The organism is Psychrobium sp. nBUS_13 (assembly GCF_051201665.1).
Classification (GTDB): domain Bacteria; phylum Pseudomonadota; class Gammaproteobacteria; order Enterobacterales; family Psychrobiaceae; genus Psychrobium.
On record NZ_CP179210.1, the window covers coordinates 804,993 to 825,033 of the forward strand.

Genomic DNA, 20,041 nt, shown 5'->3' on the forward strand with positions numbered 1-20,041 from the left:
CGCCTTGTTATATCAACAGTGATTTAAGAAAAGGCAAACAACCATAAAGGATAAGATTATGTCAGGCATCAATCTTCATGATATCGATCCGCTAGAAACGCAAGAGTGGATTGAATCACTTGATTCAGTGTTAAAAGAAGAAGGCGCAGAGCGCGCTCACTACCTTCTTGAAAAATTAATCGATAGTGCACGTCGTAAAGGTGGGCATCTACCTTACAATGCAACGACTGCATATCTGAATACTATTGCTACTGCCAATCAACCTCAAATGCCTGGCGACCCGCACATCGAACGTAACATTCGTTCAATGATCCGCTGGAATGCCCAAACAATGGTATTGCGTGCGTCTAAAAAAGATTTAGAGCTAGGCGGTCATATCGCAAGCTTCGCGTCATCTGCAACATTATATGATGTAGGCTTTAACCATTTCTTCAAGGCACCAAACGATGTTGATGGTGGTGATTTAGTTTACTTTCAAGGTCATATTTCGCCAGGTATCTACGCACGTTCTTTCTTAGAAGGCCGTTTTACTGAAGCGCAAATGGATAATTTCCGTCAAGAAGCCTTTGATGATGGTTTATCGTCTTATCCGCATCCGAAATTAATGCCTGAATACTGGCAGTTCCCAACGGTATCTATGGGTCTTGGTCCAATTCAAGCGATTTACCAAGCACGTTTCCTTAAGTACCTAACAGATCGCGGTATCAAAGACTGTTCAGGTCAAACGGTATATTGCTTCATGGGCGATGGCGAGTGTGATGAGCCAGAATCATTAGGTGCGATCGGCTTAGCGGCACGTGAAGGCTTAGATAACTTATGTTTCATCATCAACTGTAATTTACAGCGTCTTGATGGACCGGTACGTGGTAACAGCAAGATTATCCAAGAACTTGAAGGTGAATTCCGCGGCGCAGGCTGGGATGTTATCAAGGTTATTTGGGGACATCATTGGGAGCCGTTACTCGCTAAAGACAAGTCTGGTAAGTTGCGACAGTTAATGGAAGAAACCGTTGATGGTGAATACCAAAACTGTAAGCAAAAAGGCGGGGCATACACACGTGAGCACTTCTTTGGTAAATATCCAGAGACTGCTGAGCTTGTAAAAGACATGACTGATGAAGATATTTGGCGCTTGAATCGTGGTGGTCACGATCCAGCAAAAGTTTACGCGGCTTATGCACAAGCAAAAGCAACCAAAGATCGTCCAACAGTTATCTTAGCTAAAACCGTTAAAGGTTATGGCATGGGTGATTCAGCCGAAGGTAAAAACATCGCACATGGTGTTAAGAAAATGGATATGGAAGTACTTAAAGAATTCCGTGACCGTTTCAATATTCCTGTATCAGATGAAGACTTACCAAGTTTACCGTATTACCGTCCGCCTGCAGACAGTGCTGAAATGAAGTATATGAAAGCACGTCGTGACGCACTTGGTGGTGTTATGCCTAAGCGTCTTCCTAAATTTAGTGAAGCGTTACAAATTCCTTCGTTAAGCATTTTTGATTCAATCACTAAGGGCAGCGGCGAACGTGAAATTTCAACAACCATGGTAATGGTTCGTTTGATGACGGCATTAGTTAAAGATAAAGCAATTGGTAAACGTGTTGTACCTATCGTGCCAGATGAAGCGCGTACATTTGGTATGGAAGGTATGTTCCGTCAAGTAGGTATTTATGCGCACGAAGGCCAAAAATACGTGCCACAAGATCGTGATCAAGTTGCTTACTACCGTGAAGACCAAAGTGGTCAAGTATTACAAGAAGGTATTAACGAGTTAGGTGCAATGGGTTCTTGGGTATCGGCAGCAACGTCATACTCAGTGAACGATTGTCCGATGATCCCGTTCTACATCTACTACTCAATGTTTGGTTTCCAGCGTATTGGCGACATGGCGTGGGCTGCTGGCGACATGCAAGCACGTGGTTTCATGGTTGGTGGTACGTCAGGTCGTACAACACTAAATGGTGAAGGTCTGCAACATCAAGACGGTCACAGCCACATTCAAGCGGGTACTATTCCTAACTGTGTATCTTACGATCCAACATACGGTTATGAGTTAGCAGTTATCGTACAAAACGGTATCGAGCGTATGTACGGTGAAGCGCAAGAGAACATCTTCTACTACCTAACAACGCTTAACGAGAACTACCAACAACCTGCGATGCCTGAAGGTGTTGAAGAAGGTATCGTTAAAGGTATCTATCCGTTCGCGACTGTTAAAGGCGGCGCTAATACAGTTAAGTTATTAGGTTGTGGTTCTATCTTTGAACAAGTTCGTCAAGCAGCTGACATCTTAGCAAGCGATTACGATGTAACCTCTGAACTGTTTAGCGTGACGTCGTTTAATGAACTAGGTCGTGATGGTCAATCAGTTGAGCGTGAAAATATGCTTAACCCAACAGCAGCACCGAAAGTACCTTACATTACCGAAGTATTAGGTAAAGACGAAGATAATGTCGTTATTGCTTCAACGGATCACATGAAGTCATTTGCAGAGCAAGTACGTGCTTACATCCCTGGTTCTTACAAAGTACTAGGTACTGACGGATTTGGTCGTAGTGATAGCCGTGCTAACTTGCGTTCACACTTTGAAGTTGATGCAGCACACGTTGTTGTTGCTTCACTGTCTGAATTGGTTAAACGTGGCAAGATCGAGCAATCAGTATTGTTAGGCGCTATGGAGCGTTTCAACATTTCTGGTGACAAAACTAACCCGCTTTACGCATAAGGATAAATATTATGTCTGATTTACAAGATATCCTAGTCCCCGATGTTGGCGGCGAAGAAGTCGAAATTATTGAAATCTGTGTGGCCGTTGGCGAGACAGTTGAAGAAGAAGCGGCAATTATTACCGTTGAGTCTGATAAAGCGTCAATGGATATTCCTGCTCCGTTTGCTGGCACGATTAGTGAATTAAGCATCAGTGTTGGTGATAAAGTGTCTGAAGGTTCACGCCTTGGCGCAATGGCGGTAGCGGGTGCATCAGCACCGGCTGCTGAGCCAGCATCTGCTCCAGCTCAAGAAGCTGCTCCTGCACCAGTCGTTGAAGCAGCGCCAGTTGTTGCTGCTACTGCGGCGGCAGTAGTAAGTGAAGCGAAAGAAGTTCACGTGCCAGATATCGGTGAAGACGGTCAAGTTGACGTTATCGAAGTATTGGTAAGCGTGGGTGATGTTGTTGCTGAGGAAGATGGTCTAATTACGCTTGAGACTGACAAAGCAACGATGGACGTTCCAGCGCCATTTGCTGGAACTGTGAAAGAAGTTAAGGTTGTAGTTGGCGATAAAGTGGGTGAAGGCTCATTAATCGTTATCCTTGAAGCTCAAGGCTCTGCCCCTACTGCTGCGCCTGCAGTTGAAGCTGCTCCTGCACCAGTTGTTGAAGCGGCCCCTGTTGCTGCACCTGTGGCTACTGCTGCGCCAGCCATTAAAGATGTTGCGGTTCCAGATATCGGCGAAGATGGCGAAGTTGATGTTATCGACGTATTAGTGAAAGTTGGCGATACCGTTGCTGAAGAAGATGGTTTAATTACCCTTGAAACAGACAAAGCGACGATGGATGTTCCTGCACCGTTTGCTGGTGTTGTGAAAGAGCTGCGTATTGAAACAGGCGGCAAAGTAGCGACTGGAACTATCATCGCTACGATCGAAACTGCTGGTGGCGAAACTGTTACTGCACAAGCTCCAGTTGCTGCACCTGCGCCACAAGCGGCTCCTGCTGCTCAAGCGCCAATCGCTCCTGCACCAACTAAGCCAGCACCCGTTGCTGATGCGCCAGTTGAAGCTAAAGGCACTGCACACGCAAGTCCGTCGGTACGCCGCATTGCTCGTGAATTTGGTGTTGATTTAACGCTAGTTGCTGGCACAGGCCGTAAAGGTCGCGTATTACGTGATGATGTTCAAAACTATGTTAAAGCCGAATTGGCGAAACCAAAAGCAAGTGCGTCAGCACCAGCTGCAGCTGGCGACGGCAACTACTTAGAAGTGGTTAAGGCTAAGCCTGTAGATTTTGCTAAGTTTGGTGAAGTTGAAGTGAAAGCTTTATCACGTATTCAGAAGATTTCTGGTCCGTTCTTACATAAAAACTGGGTGACTATTCCACACGTCACGCATTTTGATGAAGCGGATATCACAGAGCTTGAAGTATTCCGTAAAGAGCAAAACGCGATTGCTGAGAAACAAAAGCTTGGTCTGAAGATCTCGCCACTTGTATTCATCATGAAAGCGGCTGCTAAAGCGTTAGCTGCTCACCCAACGTTTAACTCATCATTGAGTGCAGACGGTGAAAGCTTAGTATTGAAAAAATACATTCATATTGGTATTGCTGTTGATACGCCAAACGGACTTGTGGTTCCAGTTGTTCGCGATGTTGATCAAAAAGGTATTCACGAGTTATCACGCGAACTTGGCGAAATTTCTAAGAAGGCTCGCGATGGCAAGCTAAAAGCTGCTGATATGCAAGGGGGGTGTTTCACGATTTCTAGCCTTGGCGGCATCGGTGGCACAGCGTTTACACCTATCGTAAACGCACCTGAGGTAGCAATCTTAGGCGTGTCTAAGTCTGAAATGAAACCTAAGTGGAACGGTAAAGAGTTCTTACCTAAACTAATGGTGCCACTATCAACGTCATATGATCATCGCGTGATCGATGGCGCCGAAGCTGCACGCTTTAGCGCAACATTAGCTGGCGTACTATCAGACATTCGTCGTCTGGTACTTTAGCCCTCAAAGCCGCTACTTTTACTGTAAAAATAGCGGCTTTGTTTTAAAACAAATAAAGTAGCCAATTAAGCTATACATAAGCAGAGTAGCTAGTTAAAATTGCGCTAACAAAAAGATACTTACATTTATACATTGGTATAAATGAACATACATCGAGGTGAAAATGAGCAACGAAATCAAAACTCAGGTTGTAGTATTGGGCGCAGGCCCTGGTGGTTATTCAGCAGCGTTTCGCGCAGCAGATTTAGGTTTAGATGTTGTATTAGTAGAAAAATACAAAGAGCTAGGCGGCGTTTGTTTAAACGTTGGTTGTATCCCTTCTAAAGCACTATTACATGTTGCTAAAGTAACTCAAGAAGCAAAACACATTGAAGCGCACGGTATTTCATACGGTGAGCCAACAATCGATATCACTAAAATCCGTGGCTATAAAGAAGGCGTTGTTAACAAACTTAGCGCGGGTGTTGCTGGTATGGCTAAGATGCGTAAAGTGAAAACTGTTACGGGTACGGCTAAATTTACTAGCACGACTAGCATGGTTGTTGAAGGTGAAGAAAACACAACGATTAACTTTGAAAACGCGATTATCGCGTGTGGTTCACGCCCAATCGAATTGCCATTCATTCCACATAGCGACCCACGCATCTGGAACTCTACTGACGCACTAAAAGTAGAAGAAGTGCCTAAGAAACTATTAGTCATGGGCGGTGGTATCATCGGTCTTGAAATGGGTACTGTTTACGAATCACTAGGTAGTGAAGTAGACGTGGTTGAAATGTTCGACCAGCTTATCCCAGCGGCTGATGCTGACATGGTTCGTATCTATACGAAAGCTAACAAAAAACGTTTCAACATCATGCTTTCTACGAAAGTAACAGCTGTTGAAGCGAAAGACGACGGCATCTACGTATCAGTAGAAGGCAAGAAAGCACCTACCGATCCAATTCGTTATGATGCTGTTTTAGTTGCTATCGGCCGTGCGCCAAATGGTTTACAAATTGGCGCAGAGGGTGCTGGTATCGCCGTTGATGAGCGTGGTTTCATTAACGTTGATAAACAAATGCGTACTAACGTACCAAACATCTTCGCTATCGGTGATGTTGTTGGTCAACCAATGCTTGCACACAAAGCGGTTCATGAAGCACACGTTGCTGCTGAAGTTATTGCTGGTCAAAACCATTTCTTCGACCCTAAAGTTATTCCTTCAATCGCTTACACCTTCCCAGAAGTTGCTTGGGTTGGTTTAACCGAGAAAGAAGCGAAAGAGCAGGGCGTTAACTTTGAAGTAGCTAAGTTCCCATGGGCTGCAAGTGGCCGTGCTATCGCATCTGACGTTTCTGACGGTATGACTAAGCTAATCTTCGACAAAGACACAGATCGCGTAATCGGTGGTGCTTTAGTTGGCGAAAACGCAGGTGAGTTACTGGGTGAAATCGGCCTAGCAATCGAAATGGGTTGTGATGCTGAAGATATCGGTCTCACAATTCACGCTCACCCAACGCTACACGAATCAATCGGTATGGCGGCAGAGATTTACGAAGGTTCTATTACTGATTTACCTAACCCAAAAGCGGTTAAGAAAAAGTAATTATCCTTTGATAAATTAATGAAAAAGCAGCTCAGTGAGCTGCTTTTTTTATGCCTATTTGATGCTAATGCTTACCAACGATCTTGGCGGCGAGGGAAGACACTGAATTTGTAATTTGTTCGATGGGTCTAAACATCCGATTAACGAGTAAAATGATAAGCATGACACCTAGCACTGCGATCAAGCCGCCAAATAGTAGATTGTTGCGAATTGCTTCGTCGATGGGGCCATACAATTTGTCTTGTGGAATTTCTGCCACCAAATGCCAGTCTAAGGATTGCAGTGGAATACTTGATGAGACAAGTGTCTGCTTATCACGTTCAATAGTTGTTTGAAGGCCATAAATAATGTTGTTAAGCGGGATGGACTCACCAATCATCGATTGGTCGGGGTGAAGCTTTATTTCACCGACGGCATCAACTAAATATACTATTCCACCATTGCCTATTGATTGGCTTTGAATGATTTCATTCATGGAGCTTACTGAATGCGAAATACCTGCTAGGCCACGTCGTTCACCATCCACCTCTATAACGTAGTTAACATAAACTTTTGCTTTGCCTGTCTGTTTATTAATATCGAAGACTAAACCGTAACGTTTATTAGATGATAAAAAATCGGTAAACCAATTGTCAGAAGGATAGGAGAGTTGTCTAATTTCTCCACTGTATGAATAATATTGTTGTGAGGTATCAGAAACGATAAATGCACTGATTGCATCATCAGTGAGCTTGACGTTATTTAAGTAATTAATGTATTGCTCGGTATTTTTAAGTGGCTCACCTTCTTCAAGCCACTGCTTTACAAATGAGTTAGTTGCTATGCCGCGAGAGGTTGCAATGGGCTCTGAGAGTTGCCATTCAATGGCGTTACGAACATTACTTAATGCGGTTGGTAGTTCTTGTTTGGCAAGTTTGTTACTGGCTAGCTCATGCAGGCTGTTTGAAAAAAATAGTGTAGAAATACACAAAGGAAGCAGTGTTGCAGCGATAAGGCTGGTGTAAAGTTTGTGTTTTAGTAACACCGTATCATCCTAGAGTATGTTTTGACGCACCACTACAGTGACATTCTTTAACTTAGAATAACTAGCTGAACAGGTTGGGGTCAAGTAAAACTTTAGTGCTATAAATATTTATTAATAATGTTTTGGTGCTGAATAAGCCTCACGATGATCCGTGAGGCTTATGATTAACTAAGGACACTGAGATTGATAAAGCTCTGTTGCCCACTGTGGGTTATCGATGAACGGGTTTCGGTTTTTCTGCCACTCAAAAATACGGCTGTTACGGCGACGTTCCCAGTTGCTTACTGGATCATCTAAATGCCATTGTAATAACGTACATAAGTCACCTAATTGCGCAACACCAGTACGTGTCGTGCCGTTAGCAATTGATAAGTCTGGCGTTCCACTATTGTCGTTTCCTTCATAACGAACATCCATATAGAAAATCATACGGGCTACGTCACCTTTCACAGTATCAGCTGCTTTGAAACTATCACTGTCAGTAAAGTTGCCTGGTGCTTCACCGATTTCACTACCGCCGTTTAAGAAGTCTTTATTACCACGAGCACTGTTTACACTAACATCTGCTGGGCGTAAGTGATGGAAGTCGGTATAAGCGTGCTGACCTGAACTTGGGAAACCATGGCTTTTGGCCCACACATGTTCGCGATTCCAAGCATCTTGTGAATTGCTCATGCCTGCGCGGTTAGTTTTAGGCGCTGAACGACCAGTATATAAAAGAATAACATTATTAGTGTTATTTGGATCTTCATCGGCATAGCCTAATCCATCCCACGCTTGGCTGTAGCTAAAGCGTACGTGATCTTTTGCCAATGCGTTAAGGGCTGACTTTAATGTCGCGCCTGATTTGCCAATCGCCGATTGATAATAAACGTCATAGTTATAATCACCAGAAGGCGGTGGTGGTGGCGGAGTTGTTACTGGTGCGGTTACTTTCGCTAATAATGAAACGTTGCTAAACGATGTATAGGCATCAACATCAACAGAATACGTGCCTGCTGTAGGGTTGCTAAGCTCGCACTGTTCGTTACTACCGTGAAGGTATGGTTTACATAATTCGTTGTTATTGAGACTAACAATCAAGTCAGCATCACCATTGTTACCTGCAATGCTCACGTCTAATTTACTCGCGTTTGCTGGTACGTCAATTGTAAAGTTTAGTGTGTTGCCACGGGTTACTGATAAACCCGTTTTAGCTTGGTTGTTTTTTAGCTTGCTATCATCAACCACTGGTGCACAGTTATACGTTAGGCTGCCGCTTAGATGCGAACCTGCATTACTACTTACAGCCCAAGCACCGTTACCAGCGCTAAGTGATGTGCGATGAATTGATTTATTGCGCGTTGAAATGCTCCAACCCGATAATCCACCTTCCCAAGCAACAGTATCTATGGTGTTGTTATTTTTAAGTAGCTTAACGTAGTCACCAGAGTTGCCTAAGCTTAGAGAAAGATTTGATAGGTTAGGAGATTGGTTAAATAAGCCTTGATAGCCATTCGCATTACGAGCAACGACGAAGTAACTGCTTGGCTCGATAGTGCCTGAAAGCTGGTAGGTTACGCCATTATCTTGCAGCTTGTAATCATTAAGATTAATAGCATTACAGCTTGCATTAAATAGCTCTACATATTCTTCAGTCGTATCGTTATTTGGTGCGTCATAAAGTACTTCACTTAGTACGACATCAGCTAAAGCTAGCGGGGAAGTCACGGTTAGGCCAATGGCCAATAATAGTTTATTTTTTTTCATTTAATTTTAATTCTTGTTATTAAAAGGAATTATTGATTTACCAAGTCCCTTTGAACAACGAGCGGATTATGGCACAGATGAAATGTAAATAAAATGTAACAAACCGTGGGTTAAACAGTTGTTTTAGCGCTAAAGGATATATCTTATACCAATTGCATTAAGTAAGTGATCTTGTTGTGCGTAGAGAAAATCAGCTAAAACAAGGCGCTCGATTGACTAATAGCTGGCTATTAGGATTGAGAGCAACGCCATTTTAGTTAATTTTAACAAGTACAAGTGGGCAAATATTTAATGCAATTGGTATTATAACTGTATTTCTTATAAGGTCGTATTTTGAAGATGCTAGTGGATTGGCCATTTTAGCGTTATCTTTGCGCCCGCCGCATTCCCTCTGTTTTCAATGATTAATTGTCCCCCATGCTGGTGCACGACTTCTCTTGATAGGGCGAGTCCAATTCCGCTTCCTGCTTGCTTGGTCGTATAAAAAGGCGTGGTCGCATTTTTAAGGTTGGTGAAGCCTAGTCCATTATCGACAACTTCAATAAATTGGAGGCCATTGTCATGATAAAGCGCAATGTTTAATGCTAACTCTTCGTCGGCTGTCGCTTGAAATGCATTTTTGAACAAATTGATTAATACCATTGAGAGCTGTGTAACATCGCCAAAACAACGCTTTTCTCCTTTGACGATAACCTTTGTATGGTTAGGTAATACTGTTTTTGATTCATCAATTAATGGCTTAAATTCGAACCATCGTAAATTGGGATGAGATAAACGGCTTAAATCTGCATATTGATTGATGAATTCTAGTAAGTGCTTACTTCTTTGATTTATTCTTGTTAATACAAGCTTGGTGTTTTGTGGTGACGGTACTTCTTGTGATAATAGTGTGTCAGTCATTGATTCCATAGGTGTTAGTGAATTTCTAAGTTCGTGACTAAACACGCGAATCAAGTTCTCTTGGATGACGCTCTCATGTGCCCGCAATGATTGTCCTATATTTGTCGCCGTTAACATTTGAATGCGTTGTTCATCATCGCTAAACCACAGATTTTGCGTTTGCCATTGTTGGTTAAAGTCGGGATGTGTCAGTTCGCCATTATTATCATGAGCCGTAAATCCACTTTGTGCTGCTGTCGTACCAATGAGCAGCGGTAGCCTAAGCGTCTCTAACATTGCAGGGTTGCGATATAAAAGCTGCTGGTGTTGGTTAAATAATGCAACAGCAATTGGCCATTCATCCATGAGCGCAGATAGTGTTTTGGATGTTGAATCCGATTGCATTACTTTACTTGTCGCAAGGTTATTTATTTCTAGTTGAAGTTCATCGATAAGCCCATTGGTATTATTGAGTAATGGGGCGACGTTTGTGACGCCTTCACTTAATAATTGGGTATAGCTTGTTAGGTTCATTAATGTTTGTCGCCAATGCTCATAATAGCTATAACTCACAAAGGATAAGGTGAGAAATAAAACGAATACTAGGGTCAATATAGCCAATGTTGACCACTGAAATTGAGAAGCAATGATCACGCTAAGCAAAATAATAAGACTGGCGTTAATGCATAAGCCAAGCTGTAGTTTGCGTTCATGTGTCATGATTTATCTCGTGCTTTTCTAAGCGGCGATAAAGAGAGTTTCTCGAAATACCTAGCAATTTTGCGGCGTCAGTAATATGGCCGTTGGATATTTCAATCGCGCGATTGATTAAGCGCTTTTCGTGTTGTTCAAGGTGCAAGTCGCTATCTGTTAACAACGCAGTGGGTGGTTGCTCAGTATGGTCAATCAAAATAAGACTGTCATCAATTTCCTGCTTATTACACAGTAGAACCGCTCGCTCTATAACGTGTTGTAACTCTCGTATATTGCCAGGCCATTGATGAGTTATTAATTTAGCCAGTGCTGATGTTGATAGCACGCAAAGCGGTTTGTTGTATTTATCGCAAAGCTGTTTAATAAATACTTGAGTGAGGGGTTTAATATCTTGTTGGCGCTCTCGTAGTGGCGGCAGCTTAATCACAAAGGTATTTAGCCGATACAGCAGATCTTGGCGAAACTCGCCACCAGTAACCAATGATGAAAGGTCAGCGTTGGTTGCGCTGATTATTCTCGCATTACTTTGTTGAGTGGTACTTGAACCAACAATTTCATATTGCCCGGTTTCTAATACTCGCAATAGTTTAGGTTGCAGTGCTAGTGGCAACGTACCTATCTCATCCAGAAATAATGTCGAGTTTTCGCTAAGCTGAAAGCGCCCAATACGAGCAGATTTAGCGTCGGTAAAAGCCCCTTTTTGGTGGCCAAATAATTCGCTTTCAAATAAGTTGTGTGGGATGGCAGCCATATTAACTTGTACCAATGGCTGCTCTGCTCTTGCTGAAAGTTGATGGACACGCTGTGCCAAAAGCGACTTTCCGGTGCCATTCTCTCCTAAAATTAACAAATTAGCATCGGTTGGCGCGATCTGACGTATTAATTCATCAACTTTTTTCATGCTAGGTGATAATGCTGACCACGTTAGAGACGATGTTGAGGGAATCAATAATTGCTTTAGGGTCTTATTTTCTGAGGTTAATTGTTTTAATTTAACCTGTTGTTGAATACTCTTGAGTAATCGATCTTTATTCCAAGGTTTTTCAATAAAATCATTCGCCCCTAAATTAAGGCCTTTTACTGCTAATTCGATAGAGCCCCATGCTGTCATTAGAATGATAGGAATAGACAACGGTTTAAGTTGCTCAATTAACCATAAACCTTCCTGACCACTTGTTGTATCACGGGAAAAGTTCATATCGAGTAATATAACATCAGGTTGATTGCGTTGGGCGCTAGTAACAACCGCTTTGGGGCTGTCAGCTTCAATGATGTTATATCCCTGATCAGCGAGCATTAATGATAACGCCAATCTTATATCGGCGTCATCATCACAAATTAACAGCGTTTGACTCATTGATTAATTTACTCTTGTCGCAGCGCGCTTAATGGATCTTTTTTTATCACGCGCCAAGTAGGAATGAGTACTGATAGTAGCACAACAATGATCAATCCAATATCCAGATACATTAAAGTTAACCAATTGAATTGAGGTAATAGAGTTATCGTTTTTTGAAAGTAATCATAACCAAATGCTGAAATTGCAAAGCCAAGCAGCAGGCCAACTGCTAATACCCACATTGTTTGCTTTAAAATAAAAGTAATCAATGTTAATTGATTTGCGCCTGTAGACATGCGTATCGCCAACTCATATTTTTTCTGATGCGTAGTCATGAGTGCGAGGCCAGAGATACCGATAGCCGCTAAAATTATTGTTAATATTGTTATTCCAATAAGAACATAAAGCGTCAAACGTTTAACTGCAGTCATTTCATTCCAAATGGAATCAATAGATTGGACTCCTGTTATTTCGAGCTGATTAAATGCTGTATCAAAGTGTGTTTTTAATTGGTCTAATGGCAGCTCTCTTGCTGTTGGCAATGCAATAGTGATGATTATGTCTTTGTGAGCACTTTTGGAATATGAGTACATCAAAGGTGCGATACGTGTGTTTTTAAACCCGGTTTCAGCAACAATAGCGCCCACAGTCCTGTCGTCTCTAAAAGATATTTTTTGGCCGATAATGTCATCATATGCTATGCCAGAAAAAAACACCTTGGCAAAATTCTCATCGATAACTCGTGCATTGTTTTTATTGAAAATGTCATCCGTAGTAGGGAGAGTGCCAGCTAAAACAGCAATGTTCATGGCTTTAAAATAGCCTGCATTAGTATGCTTGTATATATAAGTGATCTCTTTATCCCCTGAAGAAACAGAAGCGAAAGTGACGACTCCATCTCGTAATACCCCCCGGTTTGATACAAGAATAACTTGGCTATCAGTTATTTCTTGTTCAATTGCTTTAGCAAGCTGTGCTTCTAGTTGTGCTAGTTCATCGCTTTTCGAGTCTAGGGATTCAAACCATGAGTCATCAATGATTGTAAACGACAGTTGCTGTATATTGTCGATTGTCATACCGATGTCTTCAAATACACCATCATAATTTTTCTTCGCATTGACGATTGACCCTGTCACTAATAATGATGCGATTGTTATTTGAATGACCATGAGTACTTTACTAATTGAGCTACTTGATTGAGCTGCCGTACCTTTTCCACTGCTATTGAGATTTTTTATGATATTGATTCTATCGAGTTGAGTTAGCGATAAACATCCAAATAATATTGAAAGGGACAATACTAAAATAAAACCAATAGCTATCGTTAAGAAATCAATGTGGATGCTATCAAGTAATGGCAGTTGATTGTTAGTGAGTAACGGTAAGGCTTTGATTAACCAACTGCCCAATAACGTGCCTAAGATCCCAGCAAGCATAAAGCTAGGAATATTTTCAATAATCATTAAAAAACGTAAACGAGAGGCTGTGGCGCCAGCGCTTAATTGAATCGCAAATTCTTTAGTGCGGCTTTGATAATGGCTCATAAACAAATTGATAAGATTTAAAGTAGCCATTAACAAAAGCCCGATAGCAGTGATGATTAACGCGAGTACTAGCGTATAGCTAGCGCCCAATAAACCAGTTTTGTAGTCGGTTATTTTGTTTGATAGTGGAAGCGCTTGTAGAAACTCTTTAATATTAGGAATATCGATTTCAGAATCAATGAAGTGTCGCATCCAGTCATTCAATGCTTCCATAGAAGGGAATTCGTTGTTACTCTCGTTTAATTTGATAACAACGTTGTTGACGGTATTACCCGTGATACTGCTATTTGCGATATAACTAACAGCTTTACTATAATCTTCTAGTTGCCAAACTTGCTGTGTATAGATTTGTTCCGTGCTTTTTATAGCTAACGTATCCTCTAATACGCCAGCAATAATATATGATTTGTCACTCATCGTGAGTGTTTGGCCAATGGTTGATTGGGCTTGACCATAAGCGTTATCCCATAAACTTTTTGAAATCCATACGTGATTTTTCACTAGATTATCTTCAACACCTTGCCCGAGTAAAACACGTGTTCCTAATATTTCTACAATATTACTACTGCCATTAATTTTGGTGATAGCATAGTTCATTGAATTAATATCAATTGAACTTGTGCTGGCGTCAAGTGCTCCCCAGTCACCTATATCATTAAAATAGTTACTCGCATGGATTATATTTTTTGGCGTCATGATTGCCATATTCATCGACCCAGCATAATTTGCGTTGAAATCCAATACTTTTAACATAGGCGCATTAACCACGCCCGCTAGGGGCCTGATAAGCAGTGCAGAAATAATGGCTGTAACACATAAAACAACACCTAATGTCGTCCCTAGTGCAATAACTAACGATAAACTTAGGCGTGGTAATGAAAATATACGTTTTACACCGCGTCCAAGCGATTTAATGGCTAGGCTCATGCCACCACCTCCAATTGTTTTTCGGTGATAATCTCACCGTCAAGTAATTGAATTTGACGGTTTGCACAGCGAACATAACGACTATCATGGGTTACCATCACAATGGTCGCACCATCTTTGTTGAGCTTTTCAAGTAGCGCCATCACTTTGTCGCCATTGACGGTATCGAGGTTACCTGTTGGCTCATCCACTAAGATGAGATCTGGATTGCCGACTAATGCCCGCGCTATTGCAATGCGTTGCTGCTGCCCACCAGAGAGCTGATTTGGTTGGTAATGCTGACGCGCTAGCATATCGACTTGAGATAATACGCTTTCTACTCGTTCTTTAATTTCTGCTTTCGGTGTTTTTCGATGCTCTAATATGAGGGCAACGTTATCAAATACAGTCATATCATCAATCAGATTAAATGACTGGAAAACAAACCCAATATGTTTATTGCGGATCATTGTACGTTGGTCGACTTTTAAATGACTCGTATCGATATCACTGATGGAATATTGGCCTGAGGTGGCTGTGTCCATTAATCCCATGATGGATAGTAATGTTGACTTCCCACAGCCTGATGGCCCTGTTATCGCGACAAATTCGCCTTCGTAAATTTCTAGGGAAACACCTTTGAGTGCCTTGGTTTCAATTTGTTTGTTGCGGTAATTTTTAGTGATATCGGTTACGCTAACGAGTAATTTTTGCGTCATTGTCAAATTCCTTAATGAGTTATTGCACGAGTTCGAGTGTCGTAAAATGATGAAAGTCACGCATATCATTAGTAACAATTACGTCGCCAGCTTGAAGGCCGGAATCAATGATAAGTCGATTTTTAGTAAGGTGTCCAAAGGTTACTTTGCGTTGTTCTATTTGATTGTTTGCGCGTACAAATAATGTTTGCTTTGTACTTGGCCGTAATCCTGCTGATTGCGCGATATGAGTGGCATGTGGTTTATGTTCTACAAATACTTTGGCGCTAATGGTAAGTGAAGGGCGAGCGTTGCTTGTAAGCTCACCATCTAATGCTGCTTCAGCAAGTACAGAGCCGTCTGTCACCACACTTTCGATTCGAGTGATATGAGCAGCAATTTTACCTTTTTGAGTGTCGATGATGACTTGAGCGCCTAATGATATTTGATCTGCTTGGCGCTGTGGTAAACGAATTCTAGCAATTAGCTTATCTAAGCTGCCGACTTTGGCAATTGACTGACCTAAATTTACACTCTCGCCTAATGCAATATCTAGATGCTGTAAGGTTCCATGCAGTCCCGCGCGAATATTCATGTTATCTAATTGCTGATTGAGCACAGAGAGCTTACGTTGTTGTTGCTCTACTTCGATAGTTTTTTGGGTTAGTTGATAGCCTTGCATTTCGATAAACTGTTGGTATTTCTTTTGTTGAAAATCGAGGCTGTTTTGACTTTGTTTCAACGCTAATTGAGCGCGTTGTAATTTTATTTTTGATACGGTGCCAAATGATAACAGCTGTTTGTTTACTGACAGTTCAAGCTGAGCTTGCTCTAGTGAGGCCTTAAGCGCTTCTATTTTTCCAAGGTGATTTAAGCGTTCGCTTTCTTGTTCAAATTTGAAAGCCGCTAATTGTGCTTTCGCTTGACTCAGTTCGCCGGTCGCTTGGCTAACATCCTGTTGCAATTGCGGATTGATTAATTTCGCAATGATGGTGCTTGGCGTGACAACAGCGCCAGGGCGATGAAGAATTTCAGCGACTTTACCGCGCGCTGGCGCTGTCAGCAATCGTTCTTCATGCGAAATAAACTCGCCAAAACTATTCACATAAATATCTAGCGGCCCTTGCTCAGCAGTGGTGAACGTTAATTCGCTTGCATCGAAACTTGGCCGCGTCGGCTTAACCACTAAATAAATAGTAAGCGCCGTGATAAGACTTATGAACGCAAAGAAAGCGTATTTCTTGATAGGCGCTGCTGATTGTAATTGAATATCCATGGCTCGTTATTTCAATGATGGTAGATAACGAGTTATTGGAAATAACATGCCAACTGTTAAAGTTGTTTTATATCAGGTGTTTATTGAATTTAATCGAAGGGGTAGATTTGAGGATGTTCGGTTATGAATCAACGCTGTTCGGTTATGAATAACTAAACAGCGTGTTGATATTAACGGTAATTATTCTTCGTCATCGTCTTCTTCAGTTTGAGGTGAGTAGAGCTCAGGAATAATTCGAATCGTTTGCACCATGTTATTTTCAACATCGATGATCTCTACTGGATAACCAGCAAGGCGAATACTCAGGCCTTCATCTGGAATATCTTGAAAATATTCTAACAATAAACCGTTAATAGTTTTAGGGCCATCAGTCGGAAATTGCCATTGCATCTCTTTATTCATTTCTCGAATATTCATAGAGCCTTCAACAAGATAACTGCCATCTTCTTGAAGCTGAATTTCTTCACTCACTGTTGGTGATACGTTTGTTGTGAATTCGCCAACAATTTCTTCTAAGATGTCTTCAAGTGTTACTAAGCCTTGAATGTCGCCGTATTCGTCAACGACTAGGCCAATACGTTCTTTATTTTCTTGGAACTTCAATAACTGAACATTCAGGGTAGTCGCTTCGTGAATGAAGTACAGTTCGCGTACCGCACGGATCAGATTCGACTTATCAAATTGATCTTTTGATTGTAAATGCATTAAATCGCGTGCATGGATAAAACCAACGGCATCGTCAATTTGATCGCGATATAACAAAATACGTGTGTGTTGTAAGTGGCTTAATTGGCGCTGGATATTTTTCCACTCATCATTAATATCAATACTGCCAATCTCACTTCGCGGGATCATGATATCTTCTACGGTGACCTTCTCAAGATCGAGAATACTGGTTAGCATCTGCTGATGCTTCTCAGGGATCATGCCAGAGGTTTCACTGACGATAGAGCGCAATTCATCACTGCTAAGCTGATTTTCGCCTTCGCGAGCAGAATTAATCCCTAGGATTCTCAAGAGACCGTTAGTAATGACATTAACCAACCACACAAACGGGTACATGATTTTTAATAACGGTAACAAGATTAGTGAACTAGGAAAAGCGACTCGTTCTGGATGCAATGCTGCAATGGTTTTAGGTGTCACCTCGGCAAAGATTAGAACAATCAACGTTAAAGCTACAGTAGCAACTGCCGGCCCCATTGTTGGCCCATACAATCGAATTGCGATAATAGTTGATAGTGAAGCAGCAGCAATATTAACGAGATTATTACCAATTAAGATAAGGCCAATTAAGCGATCTGGACGCTGTAAAAGTTTGTCAACTCGCTTAGCTGCTTTATTCTTATTCTTGACTTGATGGCGTAATCGATAACGATTAATCGACATCATCCCTGTCTCTGAGCTTGAAAAATAAGCTGACAATAAGATAAGTCCGAACAGGATCCCAAAGAGCGTTAGGGTAGATATGCTGTCCAAGTATGGAGTTCCTTTTAATAATTAATAGCTCGTTATACGGTGATAACAGCTTAGGGTCAAGAGGGCAATAGTCAAAGTTAGGCTAGGCTAGCAGCATTTCGCTGATAAAGCGGCTGCCAAAATAAGCTAGTGTTAACAGACCTGCGCCAATGATAGTGACATGAACTGATGTTTTTATCTTCACGCCTTGTTGATGATGTTGCCACAACAAATAGGCGTAACATGCCCAAGCAAGAATCGATAAAACAGTTTTATGGGCTTGTCCTTGAGCCAACATATTTTCTAGGAAGAAAAAACCGCTGGCTAAAGAAAGAGTCAGTAATACAAAACCTGTCATCACTAATTGATAAAGTTGTTTTTCAACCGTCATTAGTGGTGGCAGTGGAGTACTCGCAATGTTGAGCTTTTTGCTCTTTAAGCGAGAGTCTATTAAGTGTAATTGAATCGCGTAAAATGCAGCAATGACTAAAGTGCTGTAAGCATTTAGAGCAATGGTAATGTGTAGTAATAAACCAGGACGCGTTTCAAAATGCGTAATAAAACTTGATGGAACTAACCAGACACCGAGCACAGCTAGTAGTGCAAAACCAAATACCACGGGCAATAACGTTACTATGGCAAACTTGGGGATAGCAATCGTCAGTAATGCGGCAATGAGCCAACTTACAATTGATGCGACCACCAGCAAGCTCATGTTAGTGCCATCGCTGCCTAGAACAACGTTTCCTAATGAAACACTATGAAAACCAATACCAATAATTGCAAAGCCAAACACTAACTTTTCGTTGAGTGGGGCATGAGCAAATAAGCTGCGTAATACTAGGGTAAGGCATACGCCGTAGCTAACGGCTGCGCCAAATGATGAAATGTCAATCCACATAGTTTTTAACGTCGAGTTTCAAAGGCCTAAGTCATTATGGTCAAGCGTAAAAATTGCATTATATAGTACTATTTGAAAAGTACATTGTTTTAACACTACTAATTGCAAATTATTATCAATAAACATACAAATAAATGCTACCTGAAATAATAGCCCACAGTACAATCCCTCTAATCATCCGACATTTGGGGCATTGTGACCAATGTGGTTTCTCTTTTGAAGTATTAGTTGCTAAAGGTTTATTCATGAGCGCTAGTGTTGTCTTTATCTAAACGGTAGACTAACAATATTTTCGCAAGTTCACATTAATTAGTTATGAATAAAGGCGTTTTACTTGATCAAATCACCCTTGGTCAAGATATTGATTTGGCACCGCTATCTGATTTGTTTGATAGCTGGCATAGTTTTAAAACCACTAGCCCTGAACAAATTGTTGAGCGTTGTTATGACGCGCAATTTATCATTACCAATAAAATGGTGCTCACGGAGCAGCTACTAACGGCGTTACCGCAGCTGAAAGTGATTGGGGTCGCTGCGACGGGTATGAATAACATTGACTTGGCGTGTGCTAAAAAGCTTGGCATAGATGTGGTGAATGTGAAGGGGTATGGCGATCAGTCTGTTGCCCAACATACCTTTACGCTGTTGTTGCAGTTAATTGGTAGGGCACGCCCGTATCAAGCGTATATTGATAATAATGACTGGCCTAACAGTGCATTTTTTAGTTGTTTGGATTTCACGACTTATGAATTACAAGATAAAACCTTAGGCATTGTAGGTTATGGCAGACTTGGTCAAGCAGTCGCTAAAATCGCTCGTGCATTTGGAATGTCTGTCATGATTGCAGAACGTCCAAATAATGATGTTATTAGAAAAGGGCGAGTGCCTTTTGAGACGCTACTTAAGCAAAGTGATGTCGTGACTTTGCATTGCCCCTTAACGGCGGACAATCAGCATATCATTGACGAAAATGCATTAGCCCTGATGAAACCTAGCGCATTGCTATTAAATACCGCTCGCGGCCCTTTAATTGACGAGCAAGCATTATTAAATGCACTGACGCATAACTCTATCGCAGGAGCAGCTCTTGACGTGCTATCACAGGAGCCACCGCCATCAAATCATCCATTACTGAAATATCAAGGCGATAACCTAATTATAACGCCACATATTGCGTGGGCTGCCAAGGAAGCGCGTCAAAGGCTAGTTATTATGTTGGCCAATAATTTATCAAAATACCTATAAC

13 protein-coding genes are annotated in these 20,041 nt (G+C 41.6%); 4 read left to right on the forward strand and 9 right to left on the reverse strand.

Annotated features, from left to right (window positions below):
- The first annotated feature begins 58 nt into the window (after nucleotides 1–58).
- From aceE to lpdA, 3 genes are all read left to right on the forward strand, one after another.
- Nucleotides 59–2,728 carry a pyruvate dehydrogenase (acetyl-transferring), homodimeric type gene (gene aceE / locus ACMAZF_RS03700; RefSeq protein ID WP_435276128.1) on the forward strand — a complete coding sequence of 890 codons (2,670 nt, stop codon included), beginning with the start codon at nucleotides 59–61 and terminating at the stop codon, nucleotides 2,726–2,728.
- A gap of 11 nt (nucleotides 2,729–2,739) precedes the next feature.
- Nucleotides 2,740–4,719 carry a pyruvate dehydrogenase complex dihydrolipoyllysine-residue acetyltransferase gene (aceF, locus tag ACMAZF_RS03705; protein WP_435276129.1) on the forward strand — a complete coding sequence of 660 codons (1,980 nt, stop codon included), beginning with the start codon at nucleotides 2,740–2,742 and terminating at the stop codon, nucleotides 4,717–4,719.
- 163 nt (nucleotides 4,720–4,882) lie between these two features.
- The gene (gene lpdA / locus ACMAZF_RS03710; protein WP_435276130.1) at nucleotides 4,883–6,307 is read left to right on the forward strand and encodes a dihydrolipoyl dehydrogenase; all 1,425 of its coding nucleotides are present in this window, start codon (nucleotides 4,883–4,885) and stop codon (nucleotides 6,305–6,307) included.
- Nucleotides 6,308–6,371: 64 nt separating this feature from the next.
- Here lpdA and ACMAZF_RS03715 read toward each other — a convergent pair whose 3' ends face one another.
- From ACMAZF_RS03715 to ACMAZF_RS03755, 9 genes are all read right to left on the reverse strand, one after another.
- Entirely contained in the window at nucleotides 6,372–7,331 is a 960-nt protein-coding gene (locus ACMAZF_RS03715) for a cache domain-containing protein (RefSeq protein WP_435276131.1), read from the reverse strand.
- A 168-nt stretch (nucleotides 7,332–7,499) separates the two neighbouring features.
- Complete coding sequence (locus tag ACMAZF_RS03720; RefSeq protein WP_435276132.1) at nucleotides 7,500–9,080, reverse strand: endonuclease; 1,581 nt, start codon at nucleotides 9,078–9,080, stop codon at nucleotides 7,500–7,502.
- Between the two features lie 342 nt (nucleotides 9,081–9,422).
- Nucleotides 9,423–10,679, reverse strand: coding sequence for a sensor histidine kinase (locus ACMAZF_RS03725; protein ID WP_435276133.1), 1,257 nt, complete (start codon nucleotides 10,677–10,679; stop codon nucleotides 9,423–9,425).
- Nucleotides 10,669–12,030, reverse strand: coding sequence for a sigma-54-dependent transcriptional regulator (locus ACMAZF_RS03730; RefSeq protein WP_435276134.1), 1,362 nt, complete (start codon nucleotides 12,028–12,030; stop codon nucleotides 10,669–10,671). The genes ACMAZF_RS03725 and ACMAZF_RS03730 overlap by 11 nt, the downstream gene beginning before the upstream one ends.
- 8 nt (nucleotides 12,031–12,038) lie before the next feature.
- On the reverse strand, nucleotides 12,039–14,483 hold the full coding sequence (locus ACMAZF_RS03735; RefSeq protein WP_435276135.1) for an FtsX-like permease family protein: 2,445 nt from the start codon (nucleotides 14,481–14,483) through the stop codon (nucleotides 12,039–12,041).
- On the reverse strand, nucleotides 14,480–15,181 hold the full coding sequence (locus ACMAZF_RS03740; RefSeq protein ID WP_435276136.1) for an ABC transporter ATP-binding protein: 702 nt from the start codon (nucleotides 15,179–15,181) through the stop codon (nucleotides 14,480–14,482). Before ACMAZF_RS03740 ends, ACMAZF_RS03735 begins: the two co-directional genes overlap by 4 nt.
- Before the next feature lie 19 nt (nucleotides 15,182–15,200).
- Nucleotides 15,201–16,436, reverse strand: a complete 1,236-nt coding sequence (locus ACMAZF_RS03745; protein ID WP_435276137.1) for an efflux RND transporter periplasmic adaptor subunit — start codon at nucleotides 16,434–16,436, stop codon at nucleotides 15,201–15,203.
- A 180-nt stretch (nucleotides 16,437–16,616) separates the two neighbouring features.
- Nucleotides 16,617–17,915 carry an HlyC/CorC family transporter gene (locus ACMAZF_RS03750; protein ID WP_435276138.1) on the reverse strand — a complete coding sequence of 433 codons (1,299 nt, stop codon included), beginning with the start codon at nucleotides 17,913–17,915 and terminating at the stop codon, nucleotides 16,617–16,619.
- 82 nt (nucleotides 17,916–17,997) lie between these two features.
- Nucleotides 17,998–18,795: a cytochrome C assembly family protein gene (locus ACMAZF_RS03755; RefSeq protein ID WP_435276139.1), complete on the reverse strand. Its 798-nt coding sequence runs from the start codon at nucleotides 18,793–18,795 to the stop codon at nucleotides 17,998–18,000.
- 315 nt (nucleotides 18,796–19,110) lie between these two features.
- Between ACMAZF_RS03755 and ACMAZF_RS03760 the strand changes: the two genes are divergently transcribed.
- Entirely contained in the window at nucleotides 19,111–20,040 is a 930-nt protein-coding gene (locus ACMAZF_RS03760; RefSeq protein WP_435276140.1) for a D-2-hydroxyacid dehydrogenase, read from the forward strand.
- Nucleotide 20,041: the final 1 nt, after the last annotated feature.